Origin of the sequence: Methylobacterium fujisawaense, from assembly GCF_039619325.1 — a bacterium.
Lineage (GTDB): Bacteria > Pseudomonadota > Alphaproteobacteria > Rhizobiales > Beijerinckiaceae > Methylobacterium > Methylobacterium fujisawaense.
Map to the genome: position 1 here is coordinate 3,855,239 of NZ_CP155000.1, position 21,283 is coordinate 3,876,521.

Below are 21,283 nucleotides of genomic sequence, written 5' to 3' on the forward strand. Positions count from 1 at the left end.
ATGGCAGGTCCCCGCCCCCGGCACTGGAGATGGCCCCGCAAACCGTCCTAAGGCCGGAGCATCGTCCTCCGACCCGGACCCGCCATGCTCTCGACCGTGCTGGTCGTGCTGCCGATCTTCGCGCTGATCTTCGCCGGCTGGCTAACCCGCCGGATCGGCGTGCTCGGCGCCGCCGCCACCACCGAACTCAACCGGTTCGTGGTCTTCCTGGCCCTGCCGGCCCTCCTGTTCGACGTCACCGCACACGCCCATTGGAGCGCCATCTGGAAGCCCGGCTTCATCGGCGCCTTCGGTCTCAGCAGCCTCGCGGTCTTCGCCCTCACCGTGCTGATCCGGCGCGGCGAGGGGCGGCCGCTGGCCGATGCCGCGGTGGACGGGCTCAACGCCGGCTACGCCAATACCGGCTTCATGGGGTTCCCCCTGGCGCTGGTCGCCTTCGGACCCGAGGCGCTCGCCCCCACCACGGTGGCGGCGATCCTGACGGTCTGCGGCGTGTTTGCGGTGGCCATCGTGCTGATCGAGACCGGGCTGCGGCGCGAGGCGGCCGCGTCGGGCCGGAGCGGGCCCCGCATGCCCGTCTGGCGGTCGGTCGGCCGCTCGCTCATGCGCAACCCGCTTCTGGTGGCGCCGGCGCTGGGCGCCCTGGTGCCGAGTGCCGGACTGACCGTGCCGGAATCCGCGGAGACCTTCCTGAAGCTCCTCGGCGGCGCGGCCGCGCCCTGCGCCCTGGTGGCGCTCGGCCTGTTCCTGGCCCAGACCCGTCACGCCGGCGGCGGGCAGGGGCGGACCGCCGCGCTCCTCGTCGGCCTCAAGCTCGCCCTTCATCCGCTGCTGGCCTACGGCCTCGGCCGCTACCTGTTCGACCTGCCCCCGCTCCTGCTGCACACCGCGGTGCTCATGGCTGCCCTCCCCACCGGCACCGGACCGTTCATGCTGGCGGAGTTCTACCGGCGCGAGGCCGACCTGACCGCCACCGTGGTGCTGGTCTCGACGGTGCTGGCGATCGTCACGGTCTCGGCCTACCTGTCGGCGATCGCCTAGGATTTGCGGCCGGTCATCGGATTTCCCTCCCGCCGCGGCATGACATTCGGAAACCGGACGATCACGCTCTTGCCGCAGAGGAATCGTAACGTTTGCCCCCTAGCGTCGTGGCGCGGCATGCCGTGTCCGCGCTAGAACGATCCGACAAGCGGGGGCGGAACGACGGCGGATGGTGGGTTCGGGAGTTTCCATCGCGGGGCGGATCGCCCGCCTCGCCTGCGCGACCGGCCTGGCGCTGAGCCTCTCAGCCTGCTTTCGGCCGCTCTACGGGCCGACCGCGTCGGGCGAGTCCGTCCAGGCGCTGCTCGCCTCGGTCCAAGTCGACGACGTGGCGATGGCCCAGGGGCAGGAGCGCCTCGGCCATTACCTGCGCAGCGAACTGGTCTTCGATCTCGACGGGTCCGGTCATCCGGCGACCAAGCGCTACCGGCTGAAGCTCTCGGGCTCCGAGATCGTGCAGACCCCGATCGTCTCCTCCACCACCGGCCGCGCCGAGGCCGGCACCCTGGTGGCCAACATCAAGTACAGCCTCGAGGATATGAGCGGCGCCAAGGTCTATACCGAGGGCGTGGCCACCTCGACCGCGACCTACGATCGCTCGGTCCAGCGCTTCGCCAGCCAGCGGGCGGCGCGGGACGCCGAGATCCGGCTGGCGAGCGTGCTGTCCGATCAGATCAAGAGCCGCCTCGCCGCCGTGCTCTCGACGAAGCCGTAATCCGACGTGACGGCGGTCAAGGCGGGTGAGATCGAGGGGCTGATCCGGCGCGGACCCGATCCGCGCATCCCCGTCATCCTCGTCTACGGGCCGGATACCGGGCTGGTCACCGAGCGGGCCCGGAAGCTCGCCGAGGATTTCGTCGACGACCCGGCCGATCCCTTCGCGCTGGTTCGGATCGACGGCGACGCCCTGGCGGTCGATCCGGGCCGGCTGTGCGACGAGGCCGGGACGATGGGCCTGTTCGGCGGCCGCCGGTCGATCTGGGTCCGCCCGGGCACCCGCAATTACGCCCCCGCCGTCGAGGCGGTGCTCGGCGCGACGGTCGCCGACGCCCGCATCGTCGTCGAGGCCGGCGATCTCGCCAAGAACAACCCGCTCCGCACCCTGTGCGAGCGCTCTCCGAAGGCGCTGGCGATCCCCTGCTACGCCGACGACGAGCGGACCCTCTCGGACCTGATCGAGCGCACCCTTCAGGAGCGTGGCCTGCGCATCGATCGGGCCGCCCGGGAGGTTCTGGCCCGCAGCCTCGGCGGCGACCGCCGGGCGAGCCTGATGGAGATCGAGAAGCTCGCCCTCTACGCCGGGGGCGAGGGGGGAGGGGACAAGACCGTGACCCTCGACCACGTGGAGGCGATCACCAGCGACGTCGCGGCGAGCGTGCTCAACACCCTGATCGATGCCGCCTTCGACGGCCGCCGCGACGCGGTGGAGCGCGATTACCGCCGCTTCCGGCACGAGGGCCTCGACCCCGGCGTGGTGCTGGGCTCGGCGCTGCGGCACGCCCTGACGCTGCTCACCACCCGCCTCGACAATCCCGACAAGACGCCCGCCATGATGGTCGCGACGTGGCGCGGCCTGCATTTCAAGCGCAAGGCCAGCATCGAGGGCCAGCTCGGCGCCTGGCCGCCCGGCACCCTCCGGCAGGCCGTCGCGGCCCTGCAGGCGGCGGTCCTGGCCTGCCGGCGGGCGGAGCCCGACCTGGCCCACGCCCTGGCCTCGGCGGCCCTCCTGCGGGTCGCGGAGGCGGGGGCGCGGCGGCGGCGCTAGTCCGGGCTCAGGCGCCGTCGGCGCTTCCGGCACGGCGCAGCGCGAGCCACGCGCCCCAGAACAGGCTGGAAAAGAAGCGGGTCGGAGGCGCGAAGCCGGCGGCATCCAGCAGGGCCGCGACGGCCGCCTCGGAATGGGGCGGATCGGCCCCCTGCAGGATCTTCCCGCGTCGGGCCTCGATCGCGTCGGCGCTGGCGCCGTGCTGGCGCCAGCGTTCGCCCCAGGCCGCAAGCAGCAGGGGCTGACTTGCATACGCGTAATGGTTGCCGGCGAGCACCAGAGGCGCGCCCGGCTTCAGGCGCCCGGCAATGGCCCGCAGGATCGCCCGCTTCTCCGCGTCGCCCGGCAGATGGTGCAGCACGCCGATCAGGGTTGCGGCGTCGTAGACCGCGTCTTGGGGGATGGCATCCACCGTTCCGAGGACGATCTCGGTCCGGTCGTGGAGACCGTCCTGCTCCAGCCGCGCGATCGTGAGATCCATCATGGCGCTGGACGGGTCGACGGCGGTGAAGCGCCAGCCGGGCTCGAGGGCCGCCGCAGTGACGATCTCCGGGCCGCCCCCGCCCGCGCCGACGATCAGCAGCCGCGCAGGCGTGCCGCTGCCCAGGACGGCGGCAAGCATGCAGGCGGCGAGCTCATGGCAGGCCTCGTAGCCGGCCAGGGCGATCCGGCTCTGCTGCGCGTATTCGCCGGCCCGCTCGGCGTCGAATTTCCGAGCCGCCGCGCTGGTACCGTCTGCCAAGGTCCGGCTCCCCGGTCATCCGGACTGCGGACCGGCCCGCATGTCCCAACTCTGGGCCGGGCGGCACACCCGCTCCGGCCACCGATACGGCACGCGCTCCCGCCTGCGAGCGCCACCGGCGGGGCAGGGGGCCCGATCAGGCGTCCGAGACCTTGAACCGGTTGAGCAGGGCCTGAAGCTCGTCCTTCGTCTCGTAGCGGATGCGGATCTCGCCCGAATCGGCGTCCTTCGGCTTGTAGGAGACCGGGACGCCGAGCGCCCGGTGGATCCGCAACTCCAGATCGCGCACCGGCGCGGGGCGCTCGGCCGAGAGGCGTGGGCGCCCGGGACGGGGTGCCTCGGCCGGTGCGGCCTCCGCGGAGGCGATGGCCTCCACGTCCCGGACCGACAGACCCTCGGCCACGACGCGGCGCGCCGTCACCTCGGGATCGCGCACGGCCAGCAGGGCGCGGGCATGACCGGCGGTCAGCTCGCCGGCGGAGACCCGCTCCTGCACGGAGAGCGGCAGGTTGAGCAGCCGGAGCGTGTTGGCCAGATGGCTGCGGCTCTTGCCGAGGATCTCGGCCAGCTCCTTCTGCGTGTACGAGAAATCCTTCATCAGGCGCTCGTAGCCGGACGCCTCCTCGATCGCGTTGAGGTCGGTGCGCTGGACGTTCTCCAGGATGGCGAATTCCAGGGAGCCCCGGTCGTCGATCTCGACCACCACCACCGGCACCTCGTCGAGGCCGGCGCGTTGGGCCGCCCGCCAGCGCCGCTCGCCGGCCACGATCTCGAAGGTGCCGGGCACGTCGCCGATCGGCCGCACAACGATCGGCTGGATGATGCCCCGCTGGCCGATCGAGACCGCGAGCTCCGACAGCTCCGTCTCGGCGAAGCTCCGGCGCGGGTTGCGCGGGTTGGCACGCAGGAACTCGATCGGAACCTTGCGCTGCTCCTCGGCCTTGGCCGACCCACGGCCCGCCTCGTTGAAATCGCCGATCAGCGCCGCGAGCCCGCGCCCCAGTCGAGGCTTCGCCCCCTCCTCCGCCATGATCGCCACCCGTGTCACGCTCCACACTCCCCCTCTTCGAACCGGAGGGGGCTCAAATCAATCAGGCCGCGGCCGGAACCCGGCCCTCGCGCTGGATCACCTCCGAGGCGAGGCGCAGGTAGGCTTGGCTGCCGGCGCATTTCAGGTCGTACAGCAGCGCCGGCTTGCCGTGCGAGGGCGCCTCGGAGATCCGGACGTTGCGCGGGATCACGGTCTCGTAGACCTTGTCGCCCATGAACCCGCGCACATCTGCCACCACCTGGGCGGAGAGGTTGTTGCGCGGGTCGAACATCGTCAGCACGATGCCCTGGATCGTCAGCTTCGGGTTCAGGGCGCCGCGGACCTGCTCGACGGTGCGCAGCAGCTGGCTGAGGCCTTCCAGGGCGAAGAACTCGCATTGCAGCGGCACCAGCACCGCGTCGGCCGCCGCCAGGGCATTGATGGTCAGCAGGTTGAGCGAGGGCGGGCAGTCGATCAGCACGTAGCTGATCCGGCTGAGGCTCGGCGCCTGGGTCAGGCTCTTCAGGACGCTGCGCAGCCGGTGCGCCCGGTCGGGGAGGGTGGCCAGTTCCAGCTCCAGGCCGAGGAGGTCCATGGTCGAGGGCGCCAGGGACAGCCGCGGCACCGCCGTGGGGACCACGGCCTGCGCCAGGGAGGCTTCGCCGGCCATGACCTCGTAGGTCGAGACCCTGCGCTTGGCGCGGTCGATCCCGAGGCCCGTGGAGGCGTTGCCCTGCGGATCGAGATCGATCACCAGCACATCCTCGCCGATCGCCGCCAGGGCGGTGCCGAGGTTGATCGCCGTCGTGGTCTTGCCGACGCCGCCCTTCTGGTTGGCGAGCGCCAGAACGCGCAGAGGGCGTCGCATGGATGAATCCATGGACCGGTCGGCGGAATCGCCGAGGATCGCTTCGCTCATCGGTGGCTCGGGGCGGCGAGGGCAGTGACGCGCACGATCCGGGCATCGGAATCGGTCCGGCTCGGCACGAGGTCGTTAACGACTGTCCACTGCGCGCCGGCCTGGGTCAATTCGGCTTGTACGTCCCGGCCCTTCGGAAACAGTCCGGTGGTGCCCGTTTTCAACAGAGGCTCGGTCCAGGCGAGGAGCTGCGTCATCGGCGCGAGGGCGCGGGCGCAGACCACGTCGGTGCCGATGTAGTCGCCGATCACCGCCTCGATCCGGGCGTTGCGCACCCGGGCCGGGGCTCCGGTGAGCCGTGCGGTCTCGGTGAGGAAGGCGCATTTGCGCGCGTTGCTCTCCACGAGGTCCACCCGGATGCCGCGCTCCTGGCCGGCGATGGCCAGGATCAGGCCGGGGATGCCCGCGCCGGAGCCGAGATCGAGCCACGTGCGAGCCTCCGGTGCCAGGTCGAGCAGCTGGAGTGCGTCGTCGATATGGCGGCTCCAGACCTCCGTCAGCGTCGCCGGGCCGACGAGGTTCTTGATGGGCTGCCAGCGCCGCAGCTGGGCCACGTAGAGGTCGAGCCGCTGGGCTGTTTCACGTGAAACACCGGCAGCCGCGAGGACGCGGGCGCGATCCGGATCGCTCATGCCGAAAGCGGGTCCACGGGGGCCGCGACCGGGACCGATCGGGCGCCGCGCCGCGCATGCGCGGCCAGCAGGGTCAGGGCCGCCGGCGTCACGCCCTCGATCCGCGCCGCCTGTCCGAGGGTCCCGGGGCGCACGGTCTCGAGCTTCACCCGCATCTCGTTGGAGAGCCCGCTGATCTTCGCGTAATCCAGGGCCGGCGGCAGGCGCACCGCCTCGTCCCGGCGGAAGGCCGCGATGTCGGCGTTCTGACGATCGAGATAGACCGCGTAGGTGGCGTCGGTCTTCATCCGGTCGGCGATCCGCGGGGCGACATCCGCGAGGTCCGGCCACACCGCCGCCAGATCGGACCACGCGATCTCCGGATAGGCCAGCAGCTGGAAGCCCGTGCGGCGGATGCCGTCGCGGTTCAGGCTGATCCCATGGGACGCGGCCTGGCTCGGCGTCAGGCTCACGGCTTCGAGGCGGGCGCGGGCTTCGTCCAGGGCCGCCTGTCCGGCCGCGTAATGGGCTGCCCGGTCTCCGCCGACGCAGCCCAGCGCGATTCCCCGCGGCGTCAGCCGGGCGTCGGCATTGTCGACCCGCAGGGACAGCCGATACTCCGAGCGCGAGGTGAACATCCGGTAGGGCTCGCTGACCCCCTGGGTCACGAGGTCGTCGATCATCACGCCGAGATACGACTCGGCCCGGTCGAAGCCCACGATGCCGCGGCCGCCCGCGTGCCGAGCGGCGTTGAGGCCGGCCACCAGCCCCTGGCCGGCCGCCTCCTCGTAGCCCGTGGTGCCGTTGATCTGGCCGGCCAGGAACAGGCCCGGCAGGCGCTTCACCTGCAGGCCGACATCGAGTTCCCGGGGATCGACGTAATCGTACTCGATGGCGTAGCCCGGCCGGAGGATCGCGGCCCGCTCCAGCCCGGGGATCAGGCGGACGAGATCGTGCTGGACCTCCTCCGGCAGCGCCGTGGAGATGCCGTTCGGGTAGATCGTCGGATCGTCGAGGCCTTCGGGCTCCAGGAAGATCTGGTGCCCTTCCCGGTCGCCGAAGCGCACGACCTTGTCCTCGATCGACGGACAGTAGCGCGGGCCACGGCTGGCGATCCCGCCGGAATACATCGGCGAGCGGTGCAGGTTGGCGCGGATCAGGTCGTGGACGGCCTGGCTCGTCCGGGTGATGCCGCAGCGGATCTGTGGCGTCGTGATCCGCTCGGTGAGCGTCGAGAACGGCACCGGCTCGGCGTCGGCCTCCTGCATCTCCAGGCCCGACCAATCGATGGTCCGTCCGTCGAGGCGCGGGGGCGTGCCGGTCTTCAGGCGTCCGAGGCGAAGGCCGAGGCGGTCGAGGGTCTGCGCCAGCCCGATCGCCGGCGCCTCGCCGACCCGGCCCGCCGGGATCTGCCGCTCGCCGATATGGATCAGCCCGCGCAGGAAGGTGCCGGTGGTCAGCACCACCGCGCCGCAGGCCAGGGTGCGCCCATCCGCCAGACCGAGGCCGCAGAGGTGGCCATCCGCGTCGAAGGTCAGATCCTCGCAGGCGCCCGCGATCACCGTGAGCCCCGCGGTGTCGGCGACGGCGGCCTGCATGGCGGCGGCGTAGAGCTTGCGGTCGGCCTGGGTCCGGGGGCCGCGCACCGCCGGTCCCTTGCGGCGGTTGAGCAGGCGGAACTGGATGCCCGCCGCGTCGGCGACGCGACCCATCAGCCCATCCAGGGCGTCGACCTCGCGGACGAGATGGCCCTTGCCGAGACCGCCGATGGCCGGGTTGCACGACATCGCCCCGATCGTCGCCGGATCGTGGGTGACCAGCGCCGTGCGCGCGCCGCAGCGCGCCGCCGCGGCCGCGGCCTCGACGCCGGCATGGCCGCCGCCGACGACCGCGACGTCGAACCGGGCGGAGGAGGTGGTGAGCATGGGGTGACGAGCAGCCTTTCGCAGACATCCCGCCGCGGATGCGGGTGACGCACACCCGCTGTCCTCCGGACTGGAGCCCGGGGGCGGCGGTTCTTCCGGGAGGTCTAAGCGGGGGCGGGCGCGGCGGTCAACGCATCCCCGTCGTCCTTCGCCAGACGCGGCCTCCATCGGGGTCGCCGGTCGAAGCCGGAAATGGATACGATATTCGGTGCGATCGAAGCGCCGAGATCTATCGTCACCTCAAGCATTGCTCGTGAAGGATGCGTGAGGACTTGGCTATCGTCGCTTGCCAGTCACCCCGGACCGTGCAAGTCTTGCGCCGTGACTTCATCCTGAACGGACAGCGCCGTCCGGCAGGCTCACGAGAGGGCTGTTTCGCCGCGTCGCGGGGCGACGCGGGATGAGGAGATTCGACATGTCGTCCCTGACGATCGGTCTGGGGGCCGCCTGCTGCGCGGCCGGCGCCGCCGCCCATTTCCTCGACCGCACCCAGCGCAAGGAAGGGCTGTTCGGCCTCGCGGGCTTCGCCCTGCTGCTGACGGGGATGTTCCTGAGCCGCTCCTGAGCGGGGTTCCTCGGAGGCCGGCCATCATCGTCCCGATACCTGCTCGGTCAGGACGCCTGCTTGGCCAGGATGAGGGCTTGGCCAGGACGATGGAGCGCCGCGACATCTGCTGCCGCAGCCCGACACCCCGGATCCGGCGTTCCGGGACCCGACTCGGCGTCAGCCCGTCATGGCCGTCGCGGTGTAGCCGGCCTTGGTCAGGGCCTCGGCGAGGGTGAGCGCCTGCGCGCCGGTGCGGATCGCCACCCGCCCGGCGTCCCGGTCGACCTGCACGTCGGCCGCGGGATCGATCCGCTTCACCGTGCGGGTCACCGCGGCGGCGCAGCCGTCGCAGGTCATCCCCTCCACCCGCATCAGCAGGTCGGTGCGCGTCTCGTCCATCCGGGCCTCTATCAGCCGTATCGCCTTCCGTCGTATCGCCGGGATGTCGGGCCCGGGTGCGACCGGTGCAAGCCGTGCGTGCGGCTCAGAACAGCGCAGGCATCCGGAAGGCGTAATCGATCCGCAGGCCGAACTGGTACTGATTGGGATTGCCGAAGGGCCGACGCACGAGCGGGCTGTTGCCGGAGGCGCCCAGGATGCGGGTGTAGCCGGCATAGGCCGTGTAGGCCCAGGTCTCGCTCTGCGTGTAGGTCACGCCGCCGAGCACGCCCGCCGAGTAGAAGCTGCGCGGGTCGTAGGGGGTGACGCGCCCGTTCAGCGCCGCCTCGATCGGGGAGACGCCGAAATACTTCCGGGCGTAGCTGGCATCGCCGATGTTCAGGCGCGGCCCGATGGAGAACAGGAATTTCTCCGCGGGGATCAGGTAGTCGGCCGCCACCGAGCCGACCGTGCCGTGATGACCGTAGAGGCCCTGGCGCACCTCGACGCGGGTCCGGATGAACGAGACCGGGTAGAATTCCGCGAACACGCCCGGCTCCACCGCGAAGCGGGCGTCGCGGAAGCCGTACAGGTGCCGCCGGTCGTCGCCGTAATAGCGCCCCGGCACGAAGCGCGCGGTCGGGCCGATCCGGAACGACTCGGTGTCGAACAGCGACAGGCTGAACCCGTCATCCGGCGTCGAGAAGCGGCGCGGCTCGCCCACCCGGCGGATATCGATCGAGGGATAGCCGACGGCCGTGTAGTCGCTGGCGCCGGGATAGCGCGGCACGGCCTGGATCGAGCCGCTCAGCGTGACGATCCACGTATTGGGATCGATCATCGCGAAGGTCGGCGTGGTGCGCGGAAGATCTGCGCCGAGATCCGCGGCCTGCGGCGCCGTCGCGCCGAAGGCCGCGAGGAGCGCGCCGGCGCCGAGAACGGCGCGAAATCGGGAAGTACGCGGGGGGACGAACGTCATGGCCACGCTTTATGACCCTTTTTCATCCCCTCCGCATTCGCAAGCCGCGCAACCCTCCCCGGAGCGCCTCGCAATCGGATCCGCCGTGATGATTCCGCAACGTTCCAGCGGGCGCCGGCGTCACACCGCCCGGAATTAACAGGCGATGGCGCATCATCCTCCTCCCGGAGCCTTGCCGGGCCCGGTGCGCCCGGCCAATGATCCAGTGATTCGGTTCGCGCCCGGTGGGGTTCGCTCGGGATGTCCCCCGGCGACCGGCGCGCGTTCCCGGCAGGTGGTTAGACGATGGTCCCGGTCCTCGGCCGGTATGCGGGGCTGTTGACGGTCGGCCTTCTCGGGCTCGTCGTGTTCGGGCCACTCGCGGTGTTCCTGCCGCTCTGGAGTGCCATGACGCTCGGCGCCGCCGCCGCCCTGGCCGGCGGTCTCGCCCTGACCCGTATCGCCACCCTGAAGGCGCGCTGCGAGAAGCTATCCGGCGAGGTCGATCTGCTGTCCCGGCGCCTGCTCAAGGTCGAGACGGCGGGGGCCGGCGCCGCGGCTCAGCCGCGCCCCGAAGCCGCCGAGGCGGCGTTGCGGGCGCAGATCGAGGAATTGACGGTCGAATTCGGGTTGCTCAGCGGCATCGTGCGCGACCTCACCACCGTGCTGAGCGCGCAGGATGCCGAGATCGCGGCCCTCAAGGCCCGGCCGGCGGAGGCGCTCCGGCCGCAGCCCGAGGCGGTGCCCGGCGCGGCCCTTCCGGACGCCGCCCCGGCCCCGGCCCTGCCGCGTCCGCAGGTGTCGGCCGCCCCCCCGCGCGAGGACGGGGCGCTCCGGCCGCAGGCGGTTCCGCCGGACCCGCAACCGGCCCCGAACCCGGCCCCATCCGTCCCGGCACGGCCGATCCCCCCGCGGCCGATCCCGCCCCGGCCCGCGGCTCCCCCCGTCGACGAGGCCGGTCTCATCGGCGCCTTCGAAGGGGACGGTCTGGAGATCCATCTGCAGCCGGTTGTCACCCTGCCTCAACGCAAGGTCGTGGCCTACGAGGCGCTGGCCCGGCTCCGGATCGGCGGCCCCGGCGTTCCGCCGGCCGAGCCCGAGGTCTTCCTGCCCGTGCTGGAGCGCTTCGGACGGACCACCGAACTCGACCGCCGCATGCTGCAGCGGGCCACCATCGTGGCGCGTCACCTCGCCCGGCGCGGCAGCGAGACGCTGCTGACCTACAGCCTGTCGCCGCTGTCGCTGTTCGAGCCCGGGCTCCTGCGCGAGCTCGCCCGCACCGCCACCGACGATCCGGCCCTGGCGGGTCTGACCATCGCCCTGCCGCAGGCGAGCTGGCGCCGTCTCGATGCAGGCCAGCGGGGCCTGCTCGCGCCGCTCCGGGGTCGGATCGGCTTCAGCCTCGACCGTCCGGACGACCTGCGCTTCGATGCGGCCGAATTCGCGGACCGCGGCATCGGTCAGGTCAAGGTCCCGGCCGAGATGCTGCTGCGCCCGCGCTCCGACCGGGGCAGCCTGTCCGACATCGCCGTGGAGGACATCGCACCGGCCCTGACCCGGGCCGGCATCCGCCTGATCGCCACCGGCGTCGCCGACGAGGCCGACGTCCCGGACCTGATCGACCTCGACGTGCCGTTCGCCCAGGGCACGGCCTTCGCGGCCCCGCGGCCGGTCCGGTCGGAGGTTCTGGCCGCCCCGCCCGTCGAGCAGCCCGTACCGCCCCCGGAACCGACGCCCGAACGGCGTCCGTTCCGATCGGTCCTGCGCCGGGCGGTGTGACGGGCGTCAGCTGAGGCCGCTGGCTTTCCCGGCACGCGCCGTCACCAGTAGATCTGCAGGCGTGCGATCACCGTGTCGACCGAGAACGGGGCCGTGCCCAGGGTCGCGGATTGGGCCTCCCCCGGCTGCACGCGCCCGTGAATGACGTTCCCGATCAGCCGCAGATTCGGCTCCGGATACCAGCTCAGGCCGAGGGTCACGTCCTGCTCCATGCCCCCGCGAAAGCCGCGGGCGTTCAGGTCGATGGCACTGTAGCGCGCGGCCAGTTCGAACACGCCGATCCCGCCGCGGGACACACGCTGCGCCTCCGGAACCGCCACGCCCCTGAAGGTCGCGTAGGTGGTGCCGCTCTGCGGCGTCAGCGCGTAGGCACGGCCTTCGCCGTTGAGCACGAGCGCCGCCTCGACATAGCCGCCCTGGAAGTCGAGCGCGGAGCCGGATTGTCCGGGGCCGCGGAACGGCTGCAGCGCCGCGTAGATGTATTCCGCCTGGATCAGGACCGGACCGCGGCGATAGGCGAATTCGGCCCCGAGCCGCGACACGCTGGCGGCATCGGGGAGATCGCCGGTGTCCACCAGGGGGCGCTCGAACAGGAAGGCTCCGGCGGGGCTCGAGAAGCCGAAGGCTCCGTCGGACCGCGACCGGTTGCGGACGATCCCGGCGAGGCCGACATGCAGGGTCTCGTCGGCGGTCATGATCGGCGCGACGGTGGCGCGGGCCGCCACCGCGACACCATCGCCGTCGATGCCGTTGCTGGCGGCGTTGCCGAACAGGCCGGCCACCGCGGTCCAGGCCTGCCCGTGATGCCCGGCCGCGACGCCGAAGCGACGCTCCGGCACGAGGGCATTGGCCACCGAGCGCTCGACGAACAGGGTGTCGTTGTTGCTCTGCAGCCATTCCAGGCTGAAGGGCTCCTTCATGTTGCCGAGCGTCAGGATCGTGTCCGGCAGTCCCTTCCAGGCCACCAGCGCGTCGTTGATCGGCAGCATCGGGTCGGCGAAATCGTACTGGAAGGCGATCACCCAGTCGCGGCCGATGGTGAGCGTCGGCTCGATCCAGGCCCGGCGCACGGCGACGGTGTCGGGGAAGGCCTCGGGCAGGTCCGGCCGGCTGAAACCCGCCGCACCGCCGTCGATATGCAGCCGGCCGCCGATCTGGAGCTTCACATCGGGCGCGGGGAAGGTGAGGGTCAGCCCCTTGGCATCGACGCGCAGACGCTCGCCGTACGGGCCGGCCATCCCCTCGAACGCGTCCTCCCCGGCGCCCGCGGGCACCGCCAGGGCGAGGGACATGGCCAGGACGGCCGGAGCGGTGCGCGGTCCATTCACGGTCCCAGCAGAGAACAGGTCGGCCGGCCGGAGCCAATGAGCCGAGGCCGCAAAATCCGAAAAGTCCGAGGGCCGTGGCCAGACGGCCACGACGGCGCGCGCCCGGTCGAGGGGGCGGTCGAGGGGCCGGTCGAGGGGCCGGGGGCAACACCCGGCGGGACGGCTGTGGGGTGCATTCCCCCGATCCCCGCGCCGCAGGCCCGGGGCCGGCCAGCCTACACGGCGCGGTTGTCGATCAGCCGGGTCCGGCCCAGAAAGGCGGCGGCGAGCACGCGGGCCGGGCCGTCGACCCGTTCCACCGGCGCCAGGGTCCGGGCGTCGCAGACCGCGAGATACTGGACCCGGAACCCCGCCGCCTCCAGCGCCGCCCGCCCGGCGGCGATCCGCCCGGCCACGGGGGTGCCGTTGCGGGAGGCCGCCGCGATCTCACCCAGGACCGCCTGAAGCTTCGGGGCGACGGCACGCTCCTCGGCCGAGAGGTAGCGGTTGCGCGACGACAGCGCGAGGCCGTCGGGCTCCCGCACGGTCGGCACGCCGTGGATCTCCACCGCGAGGTCGAGATCCGCCACGGCCTGCTGGATCACCCGAAGCTGCTGGAAATCCTTCTCGCCGAACAGGGCGACGTCCGGGCGGACTTGGTTGAGGAGCTTGGTCACCACCGTGGCGACGCCGGCGAAATGGCCGGGCCGGAACGGGCCGCACAGGCCCTCGGTCAGGCCTGCGACCTCGATCCGGGTGGCGAAGCCCGGCGGGTACATGGTCTCCACGCCGGGCGTCCAGGCTGCATCCGCGCCGGCCTGCGCGAGCAGGGCCAGATCGGTCTCCAGGTCGCGGGGATAGCGGGAGAAATCCTCGTTGGGGCCGAACTGGGTCGGATTGACGAAGATGCTCGCCACCGTCCGGCGGCCGATTCGCCGTGCCTCGGCCACGAGGGCGAGATGCCCTTCGTGCAGGGCCCCCATGGTCGGGATCAGGACGACGCGCTCACCCGCCGCGCGCCACGCGGCGACGCATCGGCGCAGGGCTGCGAGATCACGGAAGGGCTGAAGGGTCGGCTCGGGCACGGGACGGGCTCCGGGGGAGGGCAGGGCCGGTCTAGAGCATGATGCGGAGCGGTGGAATCCGGCACTCCGATCCGTCTGCGTGAACACGGGCCTGGATCTGCCGCGGCGACGCGGTCTCCGGAATGGCGCGTGTTTCGGCGTCAGCGGCAGTAGGGCAGGAGGGAGCGGCCGAAGGGATCGTCCACGCCGGGCGGCGGCGTGAAGCCGTAATAGCTCGGATGCCCCAGGCCGTACTCGGAGCCGACATAGCTCGGATCGTCCGGCGCGTTGGTGGGCACCGGCACCCGGCGGGGCGTGCAGCCCACCGGCACGGGACGGGACCGGACGGCGTAGACCGGGCGGCGATCGAGCCCGTCGTTGCGCGGGAAGAAGCGCGGGCTGGCCCCCACACCCGTCTCGGCGGTTCCGCGGATGTCGAGATCCGCCCCGCGGGCCGATCCCGCGAGCAGCAGGACGAATCCGAGCGCCGTCATCGCCCTTCGTCCCGTCTTCCGCATGCCGTACCCGTCTCCGCCGGAAGGCGTCACCGTGGGGCGGCAGGGTAAACGGATGATTACCGCGCGCTCACGTGAGCGGCACGACGAGGGCCTTCAGGGCGCCGACGAGATCGCCTTCGGTCAGGCGGATCTGCAAGCCCCGACCGCCCCCGTTCACGTGGATCTCGGCCGCCGGGTCGGTCAGCGATCCGGCATCGATCGCCGTCGGGACGGGCCGCTTCTGCCCCAGGGGACTGATGCCGCCGACATGGTAGCCGGTCAGCCGCTCGGCATCGGCGGGCTTGAGCATGGCCGCCGCCTTGCCCGAGAAGGCGGCGGCGACCCGCTTCATCGACACCTCCTTGTCGGAGGCCACGAGCAGGCAGATCGTCCGTCCGTCCACGGCCGCCATCAGGGTCTTCAGGATCCGTCCGGGCGCGACCCCGAGCGCCTCCGCGGCCTGCAGGCCGATGCGCGGGGCGTCCGGATCGTACGCATAGACGTGGAGGCTGTGGCGGATCCCGGCCTTGTCCAGGGCGAGCGTCGCGCGGGTGGTCTTGGCGGGGGTCTTCATGGGTCGTCCGGTCAGGCTGCCTGTGCTCGCGCGGCGATGAGCCGGCCGATTTCCGCGTAGGCCGCCGCGTAGGTCTCCGGGGACGCCGTCGAGCCGGTGACGTAGACCGCCACGACAACCGGTGCACGCCCCGGCGGCCGCAGGATCGCGATGTCGTTGACCGAGCCGTTGTCGCCGCTGCCTGTCTTGTCGCCCACGATCCAGTCGGGCGGCAGCCCAGCGCGCAGGCGCTTGCGCCCGGTCTCGCAGGCGATCATCCAGGCTTCCAGCCGGCCGCGCGACGCCGGCGACAGGACGGTGCCCAGGAGGATCCGGCCCAGGCTCGCCCGCATGGCGTCCGGCGTGGTCGTGTCGCGCGGGTCACCGGGGAGCGCCGTGTTGAGGGTGGGCTCCGTCCGGTCGAGGCGGGTGACGGGGTCACCGGTGTCGCGCAGCCATGCGGTCAGCGCCTCGGGGCCGCCGAGGCGCGCCAGGAGCAGATTGGCGGCGCTGTTGTCGCTCCACACGATCGCGGCCGCGCAGAGATCCGAGACGGTCATCTGTCCTGTCCCGGCACCGGCCTCCAGGGCCTTCCGGGTCACCGGCGCGTAGCTCAGGAGGTCGCCGGGACCGTAGGCGACGATCCGGTCGAGGGTCTCGCGGCCGGTATCGACCCGCGCCAGCACCGCCGCCACCGCCAGCACCTTGAAGGTGCTGCACATCGGAAAGCGCGCGTCCGCGCGATAGGCGGCGAGGACGCGGTCCGCCGTGGCGGCCGCGATGCCGAGGCGACCGTCGAGCCGACGCTCGAGGGCGCCCCAGTCCGGCTCCGCTTCGGCGGCCCGCAGGGGCAGGGCGAAGGGCGCGGCGAGCAGGCCGAGGCTGACGGTGCGGCGGGTCGTGACGAGCATGGCGCATCCGGGTTCGAGGGCGCGACACCGCAACCCGGCGCGGCACCGCGACGCCGGAATGGTATAGGGCACCTGCGCCTGTTTCACGTGAAACTCTGCCCCTCCGCACGACCCTGCCGGATCATGACCCAAGCCGAGACCCTCTTCGCACCGGCCAGCGGCTTCGGCCGCGCGGCCGTCGCGGTGATCCGCATCAGCGGCCCGGCCGCGCGCGACGTGCTCGTCGCCCTTTGCGGGAGCCTGCCGCCACCCCGCCGGCTGTCCCTGCGAAGCCTGCGCGATCCGGCCGACGGCACCGAACTCGATCGGGCTCTGGTGGCCTGGTTTCCGGGGCCGGACACGTATAGCGGCGAGGACATGGCCGAGCTGCACCTCCATGGCGGTGCGGCGGTGCGGATGGGCGTTCTCGCCACGCTTGCCCGGTTTCCCGGGTGCCGCGCGGCCGAGCCCGGCGCCTTCACCCGTCGGGCAGTTCTCAACGGCCGGATGGATCTCGCCGCGGCCGAAGCCGTCGCCGATCTGATCGATGCCGAGACCGAGGGCCAGCGCCGGCAGGCCCTCCGTCAGCTCGACGGCGCCCTCAGCCGGCAAGTGGCCGCGTGGCGGGCGGAGGCGGTCGATTGCCTCGCCGCCGCGGAGGCGGCGCTGGATTTCGCCGACGAGGGCGACGTGGACGATGCCGGGCTCGACGCCGCCTTGTTCGGCCGCGCCGCGCGCCTTCGCGACGCGATCGCCGGGACCCTGCGCGACGGGCAGAGGGGCGAGCGCCTCCGCGAGGGCTTCACGGTGGTACTGGCCGGGGCACCCAACAGCGGCAAGTCGACCCTGCTCAATGCCCTCAGCCGACGGGACGTGGCGATCGTCTCGGACCGTCCGGGAACGACCCGCGACGCCATCGAGGTGCGGCTCGACCTCGGCGGCCTGCCCGTCCTGCTGGTCGACACGGCCGGGCTCCGGGAGACCGCGGAGCCGATCGAGGCGGAGGGGATCGTGCGGACGCGAGCGCGGATCGACAGCGCCGATCTGGTGATCGCCCTGGTGCCCCCCGACGGGGCGGTTCCGGAGCTCGGGCCGACCCGCACGCCGATCCTGACGGTCCGCACGAAGGCCGATCTATTTGCCGGCTCAGTAACGGAACGGGAGTCGGACGGTCCGGCCGTTTCGGCCCGCACGGGCGCCGGCATGGCGCGGTTGCTGGATGCCATCCAGGCTGCGGCCGAATCCGGTCTCGGCACCGGCGATGCGCTGATCACCCGGGCCCGGCACAGGGCGGCGCTCGAAGCCTGCGTGGGCCATCTCGACCGCCTGCTCGAAGGCACGGGCGGATTGCCGGAGCTCGCCGCGGAGGATCTGCGTCTCGCCGTCCGGGCGCTGGGCGAGGTCGCGGGTCATGTCGGCGTCGAGGATGTGCTCGACCGGCTATTCAGCGGCTTCTGCATCGGAAAGTAGTTCTATAGCCGGCAACTCAACGCGGCATTCGGCGCGTCTTTCGGGTTCCGACGCCGGTCGTGCCGCGCCGGGACGGGGCTGATCGGCGGATGCGGCGCGCCTACTGGGGGATCCGCAGGATCCGGGGCCGCCAGATCCCCAGCGCGACATTCGCGGTCGCGACCGCCAGCAGCACCCAGAGGGTCCCGCGTTCGCCGGGGAGCGACACGGCCAGCACGGCGGGATCGACGAGGCCGGCCAGCGCCCGGGCGCTCTGCTCCGCCTCCTGCTTCATCGGTCCCTGCACGTAGACCAGGCCGCCCTCGAACATCAGGACCCCGGTGGCGAGCTTGAGCCATGCCCAGCCGGCGTTCAGAAAGGCGCGGTTCAGGGCCATCGCCAGCAGGCCGGACATCAGCGTCACCGCCAGGGCGGGCAGGAAGATCCAGGTGGCCACGGCCCCCATCGCGCCCCGCATCGCCGCGTATCCCGCCAGGGCGGATGGCGCGGGCGCGAGGCTCAGCATGACCACCAGGGACGCCATCGCCCCCAGCAGCCCGGCGGATCCCATCGTGTGGAGGAACTTCAGCAGGCGTCGCACGGCATCTCACCCGGGGCCGTTTCGGCGCAGCCTAGCGTGGGGCCTCCCGGGGGGATAGCGGCGCGCCGGTCGCACCACACCGGGACGGGATCCGTCCGCGCCCGTCAGCTCCGCAGGCCCGGCGCCTCCTGGCCGGTGCGGGCCACGTATTCGGTGTAGCCGCCGCCATACTGGTGGATGCCCTCCGGGGTCACCTCCAGCACCCGGTTCGAGAGTGCGGCCAGGAAGTGCCGGTCGTGGGAGACGAACAGCATCGTCCCCTCGTAGTTGGCCAGCGCCTCGATCAGCATCTCCTTGGTGCCCATGTCCAGGTGGTTGGTCGGCTCGTCGAGCACCAGGAAGTTCGGCGGATCGTAGAGCATCAGCGCCATGACCAGCCGGGCCTTCTCGCCCCCCGAGAGAACCCGGCAGCGCTTCTCGACATCGTCCCCCGAGAAGCCGAAGCAGCCGGCCAGCGCCCGCAGCGAGCCCTGTCCGGCCTGCGGGAAGGCCTCCTCCAGGGTCTGGAACACGGTGCGGTCGCCGTCGAGCAGGTCCATGGCGTGCTGGGCGAAGTAGCCGAGCTTGACGCTGCCGCCCACCGTGACCGAGCCGTCGTCGGGCGCGGTGGTGCCGGTCACGAGCTTCAGGAGCGTCGACTTGCCGGCGCCGTTGATGCCCATCACGCACCAGCGCTCGCGGCGGCGCACCGAGAAGTCGAGGCCCTCGTAGATCGTGCGGCTGCCGTAGCGCTTGTGCACGCCTTTGAGCATCACGACGTCGTCGCCCGAGCGCGGCGCCGGCTGGAATTCGAAGGCCACCGATTGCCGCCGCCGGGGCGGCTCCACGCGCTCGATCTTGTCGAGCTTCTTCACCCGGCTCTGCACCTGGGCGGCGTGGGAGGCCCGGGCCTTGAACCGCTCGATGAAGGCGATCTCCTTGGCCAGCATGGCCTGCTGGCGCTCGAACTGCGCCTGCTGCTGCGCCTCGTTCAGCTTCCGCTGGCCTTCGTAGAAGGCGAAGTCGCCCGAGAAGGTGGTGAGCGCGCCGCCGTCGATCTCGATGACCTTGGTGACGATGCGGTTCATGAACTCGCGGTCGTGCGAGGTCATCAACAGGGCGCCGTCATAGGCCTTCAGGAAGGATTCGAGCCAGATCAGGCTCTCGAGGTCGAGGTGGTTGGACGGCTCGTCGAGGAGCATCACGTCCGGGCGCATCAGCAGGATGCGGGCCAGCGCCACGCGCATCTTCCAGCCGCCCGAGAGGGCGCCGACATCCCCGTCCATCATCTCCTGGCTGAAGCTGAGGCCGTCGAGCACCTCCCGCGCGCGGCCCTCCAGGGCGTAGCCGTCGAGCTCCTCGAACCGGGCCTGGACCTCGCCGTAGCGCTCGATCAGGGCGTCCATCTCGTCGGCGCGGTCCGGGTCGGCGAGGGCCGCGCCGAGCTCGGCGAGCTCGGCCGCCACTGCGCTCACCGGGCCGGCGCCGTCCATCACCTCGGTGACGACGCTGCGGCCGGACATCTCGCCGACATCCTGGCTGAAATAGCCGATCGTGATGCCCCGGTCGGCGGCGACCTGCCCCTCGTCGGGCTGCTCCTGGCCGATGATCATCCGGAACAGGGTGGTCTTGCCGGCCCCGTTCGGGCCGACCAGCCCGACCTTCTCGCCCCGCTGCAGGGCGGCCGAGGCCTCGATGAAGACGAGCTGCCGCCCGTTCTGCTTGGTGATCTTGTCCAGGCGAATCATGAAGTGCGGGCGCGGTGTCCGGGAATGGGGCTCCGGGGCGCTTACGGCATCGATCGAGACGGCGCAAAGACGGGCGCGGCCGCGGGGCCCTGCATGGCGCGCAACCGTGACCGTCATCCGATCGCCGGACGCCTTTTCTGCCCGATTCCGCGAGCTAAGTCGTTTCCCTGCCGCTCCAGCCGCCGCTCCGGCGTATGGTGCCGGGCTTGGCCGTGGCGGACGCCTTTGAGGACGATGATGTTTTGCGGTTGGTGGACGACGAGCCTCGACATGGCCATGCTCGGCCTGGAGGCTCAGGGCGTGATCGCCCAGCGGATGGCGATGTTCGCTCTCGGGGGGCCGGCCGCGCAGGTCGAGGCGCAGCTCATGGTGACCGAGAAGATGCTGGCCGCCGGTGAGGCGGCTCTGATGCTCGCCGCGGGGGCCTCGAACGGCAAGGTGATCCGCAGCTACCGGCGGAAGGTCCAGGCCAATGCCCGGCGCCTGAGCCGGGGGTGAGGCGGAGTGCGCGTCTCCCTCACCCGCGAAGAGGGGAGGGAGGGCGTATGTCAGGTCCGGACGAGGCTCTCCGCCCCGCCGCACATCTCAGTTGTTCGCCGTCCGGAACGTGTCGCAGGCCTTGGTCTGGCCGCTCTTGTAGCCGGCCTTGAACCAGCGCTGGCGCTGGGCCGAGGAGCCGTGGGTGAAGGAATCCGGCACCACGTAGCCCTTCGAGCGCTGCTGCAGGGCGTCGTCGCCGATCTGGGCGGCGGCGTTCAGGGCCTCGTCGATGTCGCCCTGCTCCAGCTCGGCGTACTTGTCGTTGGAGTTCTTGGCCCAGACGCCGGCGAGGCAGTCGGCCATCAGCTCGATCCGCACCGAGAGGGCGTTCGCCTCGGTCTTGCTGGACGCCTGCTGCTGGCGCGCCTGGACCTTGCCGAGGATGCCGAGCACGTCCTGGACGTGGTGGCCGACCTCGTGGGCGATGACGTAGGCGTAGGCGAAATCGCCCTTCACGCCGAACTTCGACGCCATCTCCTTGAAGAAGCCCGTGTCGAGATAGACCTTCTTGTCGAGGGGGCAGTAGAACGGGCCCATCGCCGCCTGGGCCGAGCCGCAGCCCGAGCGGGTGCCGCCGGTGTACAGCACCAGGGTCGTCGGCGTGTACTGCTTGCCGGTCTGCTGCGGCAGGATCTGGCTCCAGACGTCCTCGGTGTTGCCGAGGATCTTCGAGGCGAACCGGCCGCTCTCGTCCGTCGGCGCCTGCCGCCGCTTGGCCTGGGTCTGCGGATCGACCTGCTGCTCCTGCTGGCCGCGCCCGCCGCCGATCCGCTCGGCGCCGCCGATCAGGATCGCCGGGTTGATGCCGGTGAAATAGCTGATGATCAGCAGCACCACGATGGTGCCGATGCCGAGCCCGCCGGCGCCGCCGCCGGGAAAGCCCATGCCGCCGCCGCCGCCGCCCTCGCCCCGGCGATCCTCGACGTTGTCGGAGCTGCGTAGATCTTCCCAGCGCATGGT

At 71.8% G+C, this 21,283-nt stretch carries 22 protein-coding genes; 7 read left to right on the plus strand and 15 right to left on the minus strand.

Annotated elements, in window-relative coordinates; all coding sequences use genetic code 11:
• The first annotated feature begins 84 nt into the window (after positions 1 to 84).
• From ABC766_RS18235 to holA, 3 genes are all read left to right on the plus strand, one after another.
• A complete protein-coding gene (locus ABC766_RS18235; RefSeq protein WP_345819178.1) occupies positions 85 to 1,041 on the plus strand; it encodes an AEC family transporter in 957 nt (318 codons plus the stop codon).
• Positions 1,042 to 1,210: 169 nt separating this feature from the next.
• Positions 1,211 to 1,756, plus strand: a complete 546-nt coding sequence (gene lptE, locus ABC766_RS18240; protein WP_342144234.1) for an LPS assembly lipoprotein LptE — start codon at positions 1,211 to 1,213, stop codon at positions 1,754 to 1,756.
• Positions 1,757 to 1,762: 6 nt separating this feature from the next.
• Positions 1,763 to 2,806, plus strand: coding sequence for a DNA polymerase III subunit delta (gene holA, locus ABC766_RS18245; RefSeq protein WP_345819179.1), 1,044 nt, complete (start codon positions 1,763 to 1,765; stop codon positions 2,804 to 2,806).
• Positions 2,807 to 2,813: 7 nt separating this feature from the next.
• On the opposite strand, the gene ABC766_RS18250 is transcribed toward holA, so the two are convergent.
• The 5 genes from ABC766_RS18250 to mnmG form a co-directional block, all read right to left on the minus strand.
• Positions 2,814 to 3,548, minus strand: a complete 735-nt coding sequence (locus ABC766_RS18250; protein ID WP_345819180.1) for a class I SAM-dependent methyltransferase — start codon at positions 3,546 to 3,548, stop codon at positions 2,814 to 2,816.
• A 136-nt stretch (positions 3,549 to 3,684) separates the two neighbouring features.
• Positions 3,685 to 4,578 carry a ParB/RepB/Spo0J family partition protein gene (locus tag ABC766_RS18255; RefSeq protein ID WP_345822795.1) on the minus strand — a complete coding sequence of 298 codons (894 nt, stop codon included), beginning with the start codon at positions 4,576 to 4,578 and terminating at the stop codon, positions 3,685 to 3,687.
• Between the two features lie 61 nt (positions 4,579 to 4,639).
• Complete coding sequence (locus tag ABC766_RS18260; protein ID WP_043354859.1) at positions 4,640 to 5,497, minus strand: ParA family protein; 858 nt, start codon at positions 5,495 to 5,497, stop codon at positions 4,640 to 4,642.
• Positions 5,494 to 6,129, minus strand: coding sequence for a 16S rRNA (guanine(527)-N(7))-methyltransferase RsmG (rsmG, locus tag ABC766_RS18265; protein WP_345819181.1), 636 nt, complete (start codon positions 6,127 to 6,129; stop codon positions 5,494 to 5,496). The genes ABC766_RS18260 and rsmG overlap by 4 nt, the downstream gene beginning before the upstream one ends.
• The gene (gene mnmG, locus ABC766_RS18270; protein WP_345819182.1) at positions 6,126 to 8,033 is read right to left on the minus strand and encodes a tRNA uridine-5-carboxymethylaminomethyl(34) synthesis enzyme MnmG; all 1,908 of its coding nucleotides are present in this window, start codon (positions 8,031 to 8,033) and stop codon (positions 6,126 to 6,128) included. Before mnmG ends, rsmG begins: the two co-directional genes overlap by 4 nt.
• Positions 8,034 to 8,448: 415 nt before the next feature.
• On the opposite strand from mnmG, the gene ABC766_RS18275 reads away from it, so the two are divergent.
• Complete coding sequence (locus ABC766_RS18275) at positions 8,449 to 8,598, plus strand: hypothetical protein (RefSeq protein WP_164706362.1); 150 nt, start codon at positions 8,449 to 8,451, stop codon at positions 8,596 to 8,598.
• A gap of 159 nt (positions 8,599 to 8,757) precedes the next feature.
• Here ABC766_RS18275 and ABC766_RS18280 read toward each other — a convergent pair whose 3' ends face one another.
• The gene (locus tag ABC766_RS18280; RefSeq protein ID WP_043353346.1) at positions 8,758 to 8,979 is read right to left on the minus strand and encodes a heavy-metal-associated domain-containing protein; all 222 of its coding nucleotides are present in this window, start codon (positions 8,977 to 8,979) and stop codon (positions 8,758 to 8,760) included.
• A gap of 85 nt (positions 8,980 to 9,064) precedes the next feature.
• Entirely contained in the window at positions 9,065 to 9,937 is an 873-nt protein-coding gene (locus ABC766_RS18285) for a MipA/OmpV family protein (protein WP_051976115.1), read from the minus strand.
• Between the two features lie 285 nt (positions 9,938 to 10,222).
• On the opposite strand from ABC766_RS18285, the gene ABC766_RS18290 reads away from it, so the two are divergent.
• Complete coding sequence (locus tag ABC766_RS18290; RefSeq protein ID WP_053609613.1) at positions 10,223 to 11,695, plus strand: EAL domain-containing protein; 1,473 nt, start codon at positions 10,223 to 10,225, stop codon at positions 11,693 to 11,695.
• Between the two features lie 41 nt (positions 11,696 to 11,736).
• On the opposite strand, the gene ABC766_RS18295 is transcribed toward ABC766_RS18290, so the two are convergent.
• From ABC766_RS18295 to bla, 5 genes are all read right to left on the minus strand, one after another.
• Positions 11,737 to 12,987: an OprO/OprP family phosphate-selective porin gene (locus tag ABC766_RS18295; protein WP_345819183.1), complete on the minus strand. Its 1,251-nt coding sequence runs from the start codon at positions 12,985 to 12,987 to the stop codon at positions 11,737 to 11,739.
• A gap of 251 nt (positions 12,988 to 13,238) precedes the next feature.
• Complete coding sequence (gene panC / locus ABC766_RS18300; RefSeq protein ID WP_043356904.1) at positions 13,239 to 14,087, minus strand: pantoate--beta-alanine ligase; 849 nt, start codon at positions 14,085 to 14,087, stop codon at positions 13,239 to 13,241.
• Positions 14,088 to 14,227: 140 nt separating this feature from the next.
• Positions 14,228 to 14,584 carry a hypothetical protein gene (locus ABC766_RS18305; RefSeq protein ID WP_345819184.1) on the minus strand — a complete coding sequence of 119 codons (357 nt, stop codon included), beginning with the start codon at positions 14,582 to 14,584 and terminating at the stop codon, positions 14,228 to 14,230.
• A 67-nt stretch (positions 14,585 to 14,651) separates the two neighbouring features.
• Positions 14,652 to 15,137 (minus strand): YbaK/EbsC family protein, encoded by a 486-nt coding sequence (locus ABC766_RS18310; RefSeq protein ID WP_043356908.1) that lies wholly within the window; start codon positions 15,135 to 15,137, stop codon positions 14,652 to 14,654.
• 11 nt (positions 15,138 to 15,148) lie between these two features.
• Positions 15,149 to 16,027 (minus strand): class A beta-lactamase, encoded by an 879-nt coding sequence (bla, locus tag ABC766_RS18315; protein ID WP_342144219.1) that lies wholly within the window; start codon positions 16,025 to 16,027, stop codon positions 15,149 to 15,151.
• Between the two features lie 123 nt (positions 16,028 to 16,150).
• Between bla and mnmE the strand changes: the two genes are divergently transcribed.
• Positions 16,151 to 17,476 (plus strand): tRNA uridine-5-carboxymethylaminomethyl(34) synthesis GTPase MnmE, encoded by a 1,326-nt coding sequence (mnmE, locus tag ABC766_RS18320; RefSeq protein ID WP_342144217.1) that lies wholly within the window; start codon positions 16,151 to 16,153, stop codon positions 17,474 to 17,476.
• Between the two features lie 100 nt (positions 17,477 to 17,576).
• Here the strand turns inward: mnmE and ABC766_RS18325 are convergent, their stop codons facing one another.
• Positions 17,577 to 18,056, minus strand: a complete 480-nt coding sequence (locus tag ABC766_RS18325; protein ID WP_043356918.1) for a hypothetical protein — start codon at positions 18,054 to 18,056, stop codon at positions 17,577 to 17,579.
• A 104-nt stretch (positions 18,057 to 18,160) separates the two neighbouring features.
• Positions 18,161 to 19,783 carry an ABC-F family ATP-binding cassette domain-containing protein gene (locus ABC766_RS18330; protein ID WP_111473581.1) on the minus strand — a complete coding sequence of 541 codons (1,623 nt, stop codon included), beginning with the start codon at positions 19,781 to 19,783 and terminating at the stop codon, positions 18,161 to 18,163.
• Between the two features lie 237 nt (positions 19,784 to 20,020).
• On the opposite strand from ABC766_RS18330, the gene ABC766_RS18335 reads away from it, so the two are divergent.
• Positions 20,021 to 20,281 carry a hypothetical protein gene (locus tag ABC766_RS18335; protein ID WP_043384142.1) on the plus strand — a complete coding sequence of 87 codons (261 nt, stop codon included), beginning with the start codon at positions 20,021 to 20,023 and terminating at the stop codon, positions 20,279 to 20,281.
• 87 nt (positions 20,282 to 20,368) lie between these two features.
• On the opposite strand, the gene ypfJ is transcribed toward ABC766_RS18335, so the two are convergent.
• Positions 20,369 to 21,280 carry a KPN_02809 family neutral zinc metallopeptidase gene (gene ypfJ, locus ABC766_RS18340; RefSeq protein ID WP_043384038.1) on the minus strand — a complete coding sequence of 304 codons (912 nt, stop codon included), beginning with the start codon at positions 21,278 to 21,280 and terminating at the stop codon, positions 20,369 to 20,371.
• Between the last annotated feature and the right edge of the window lie 3 nt (positions 21,281 to 21,283).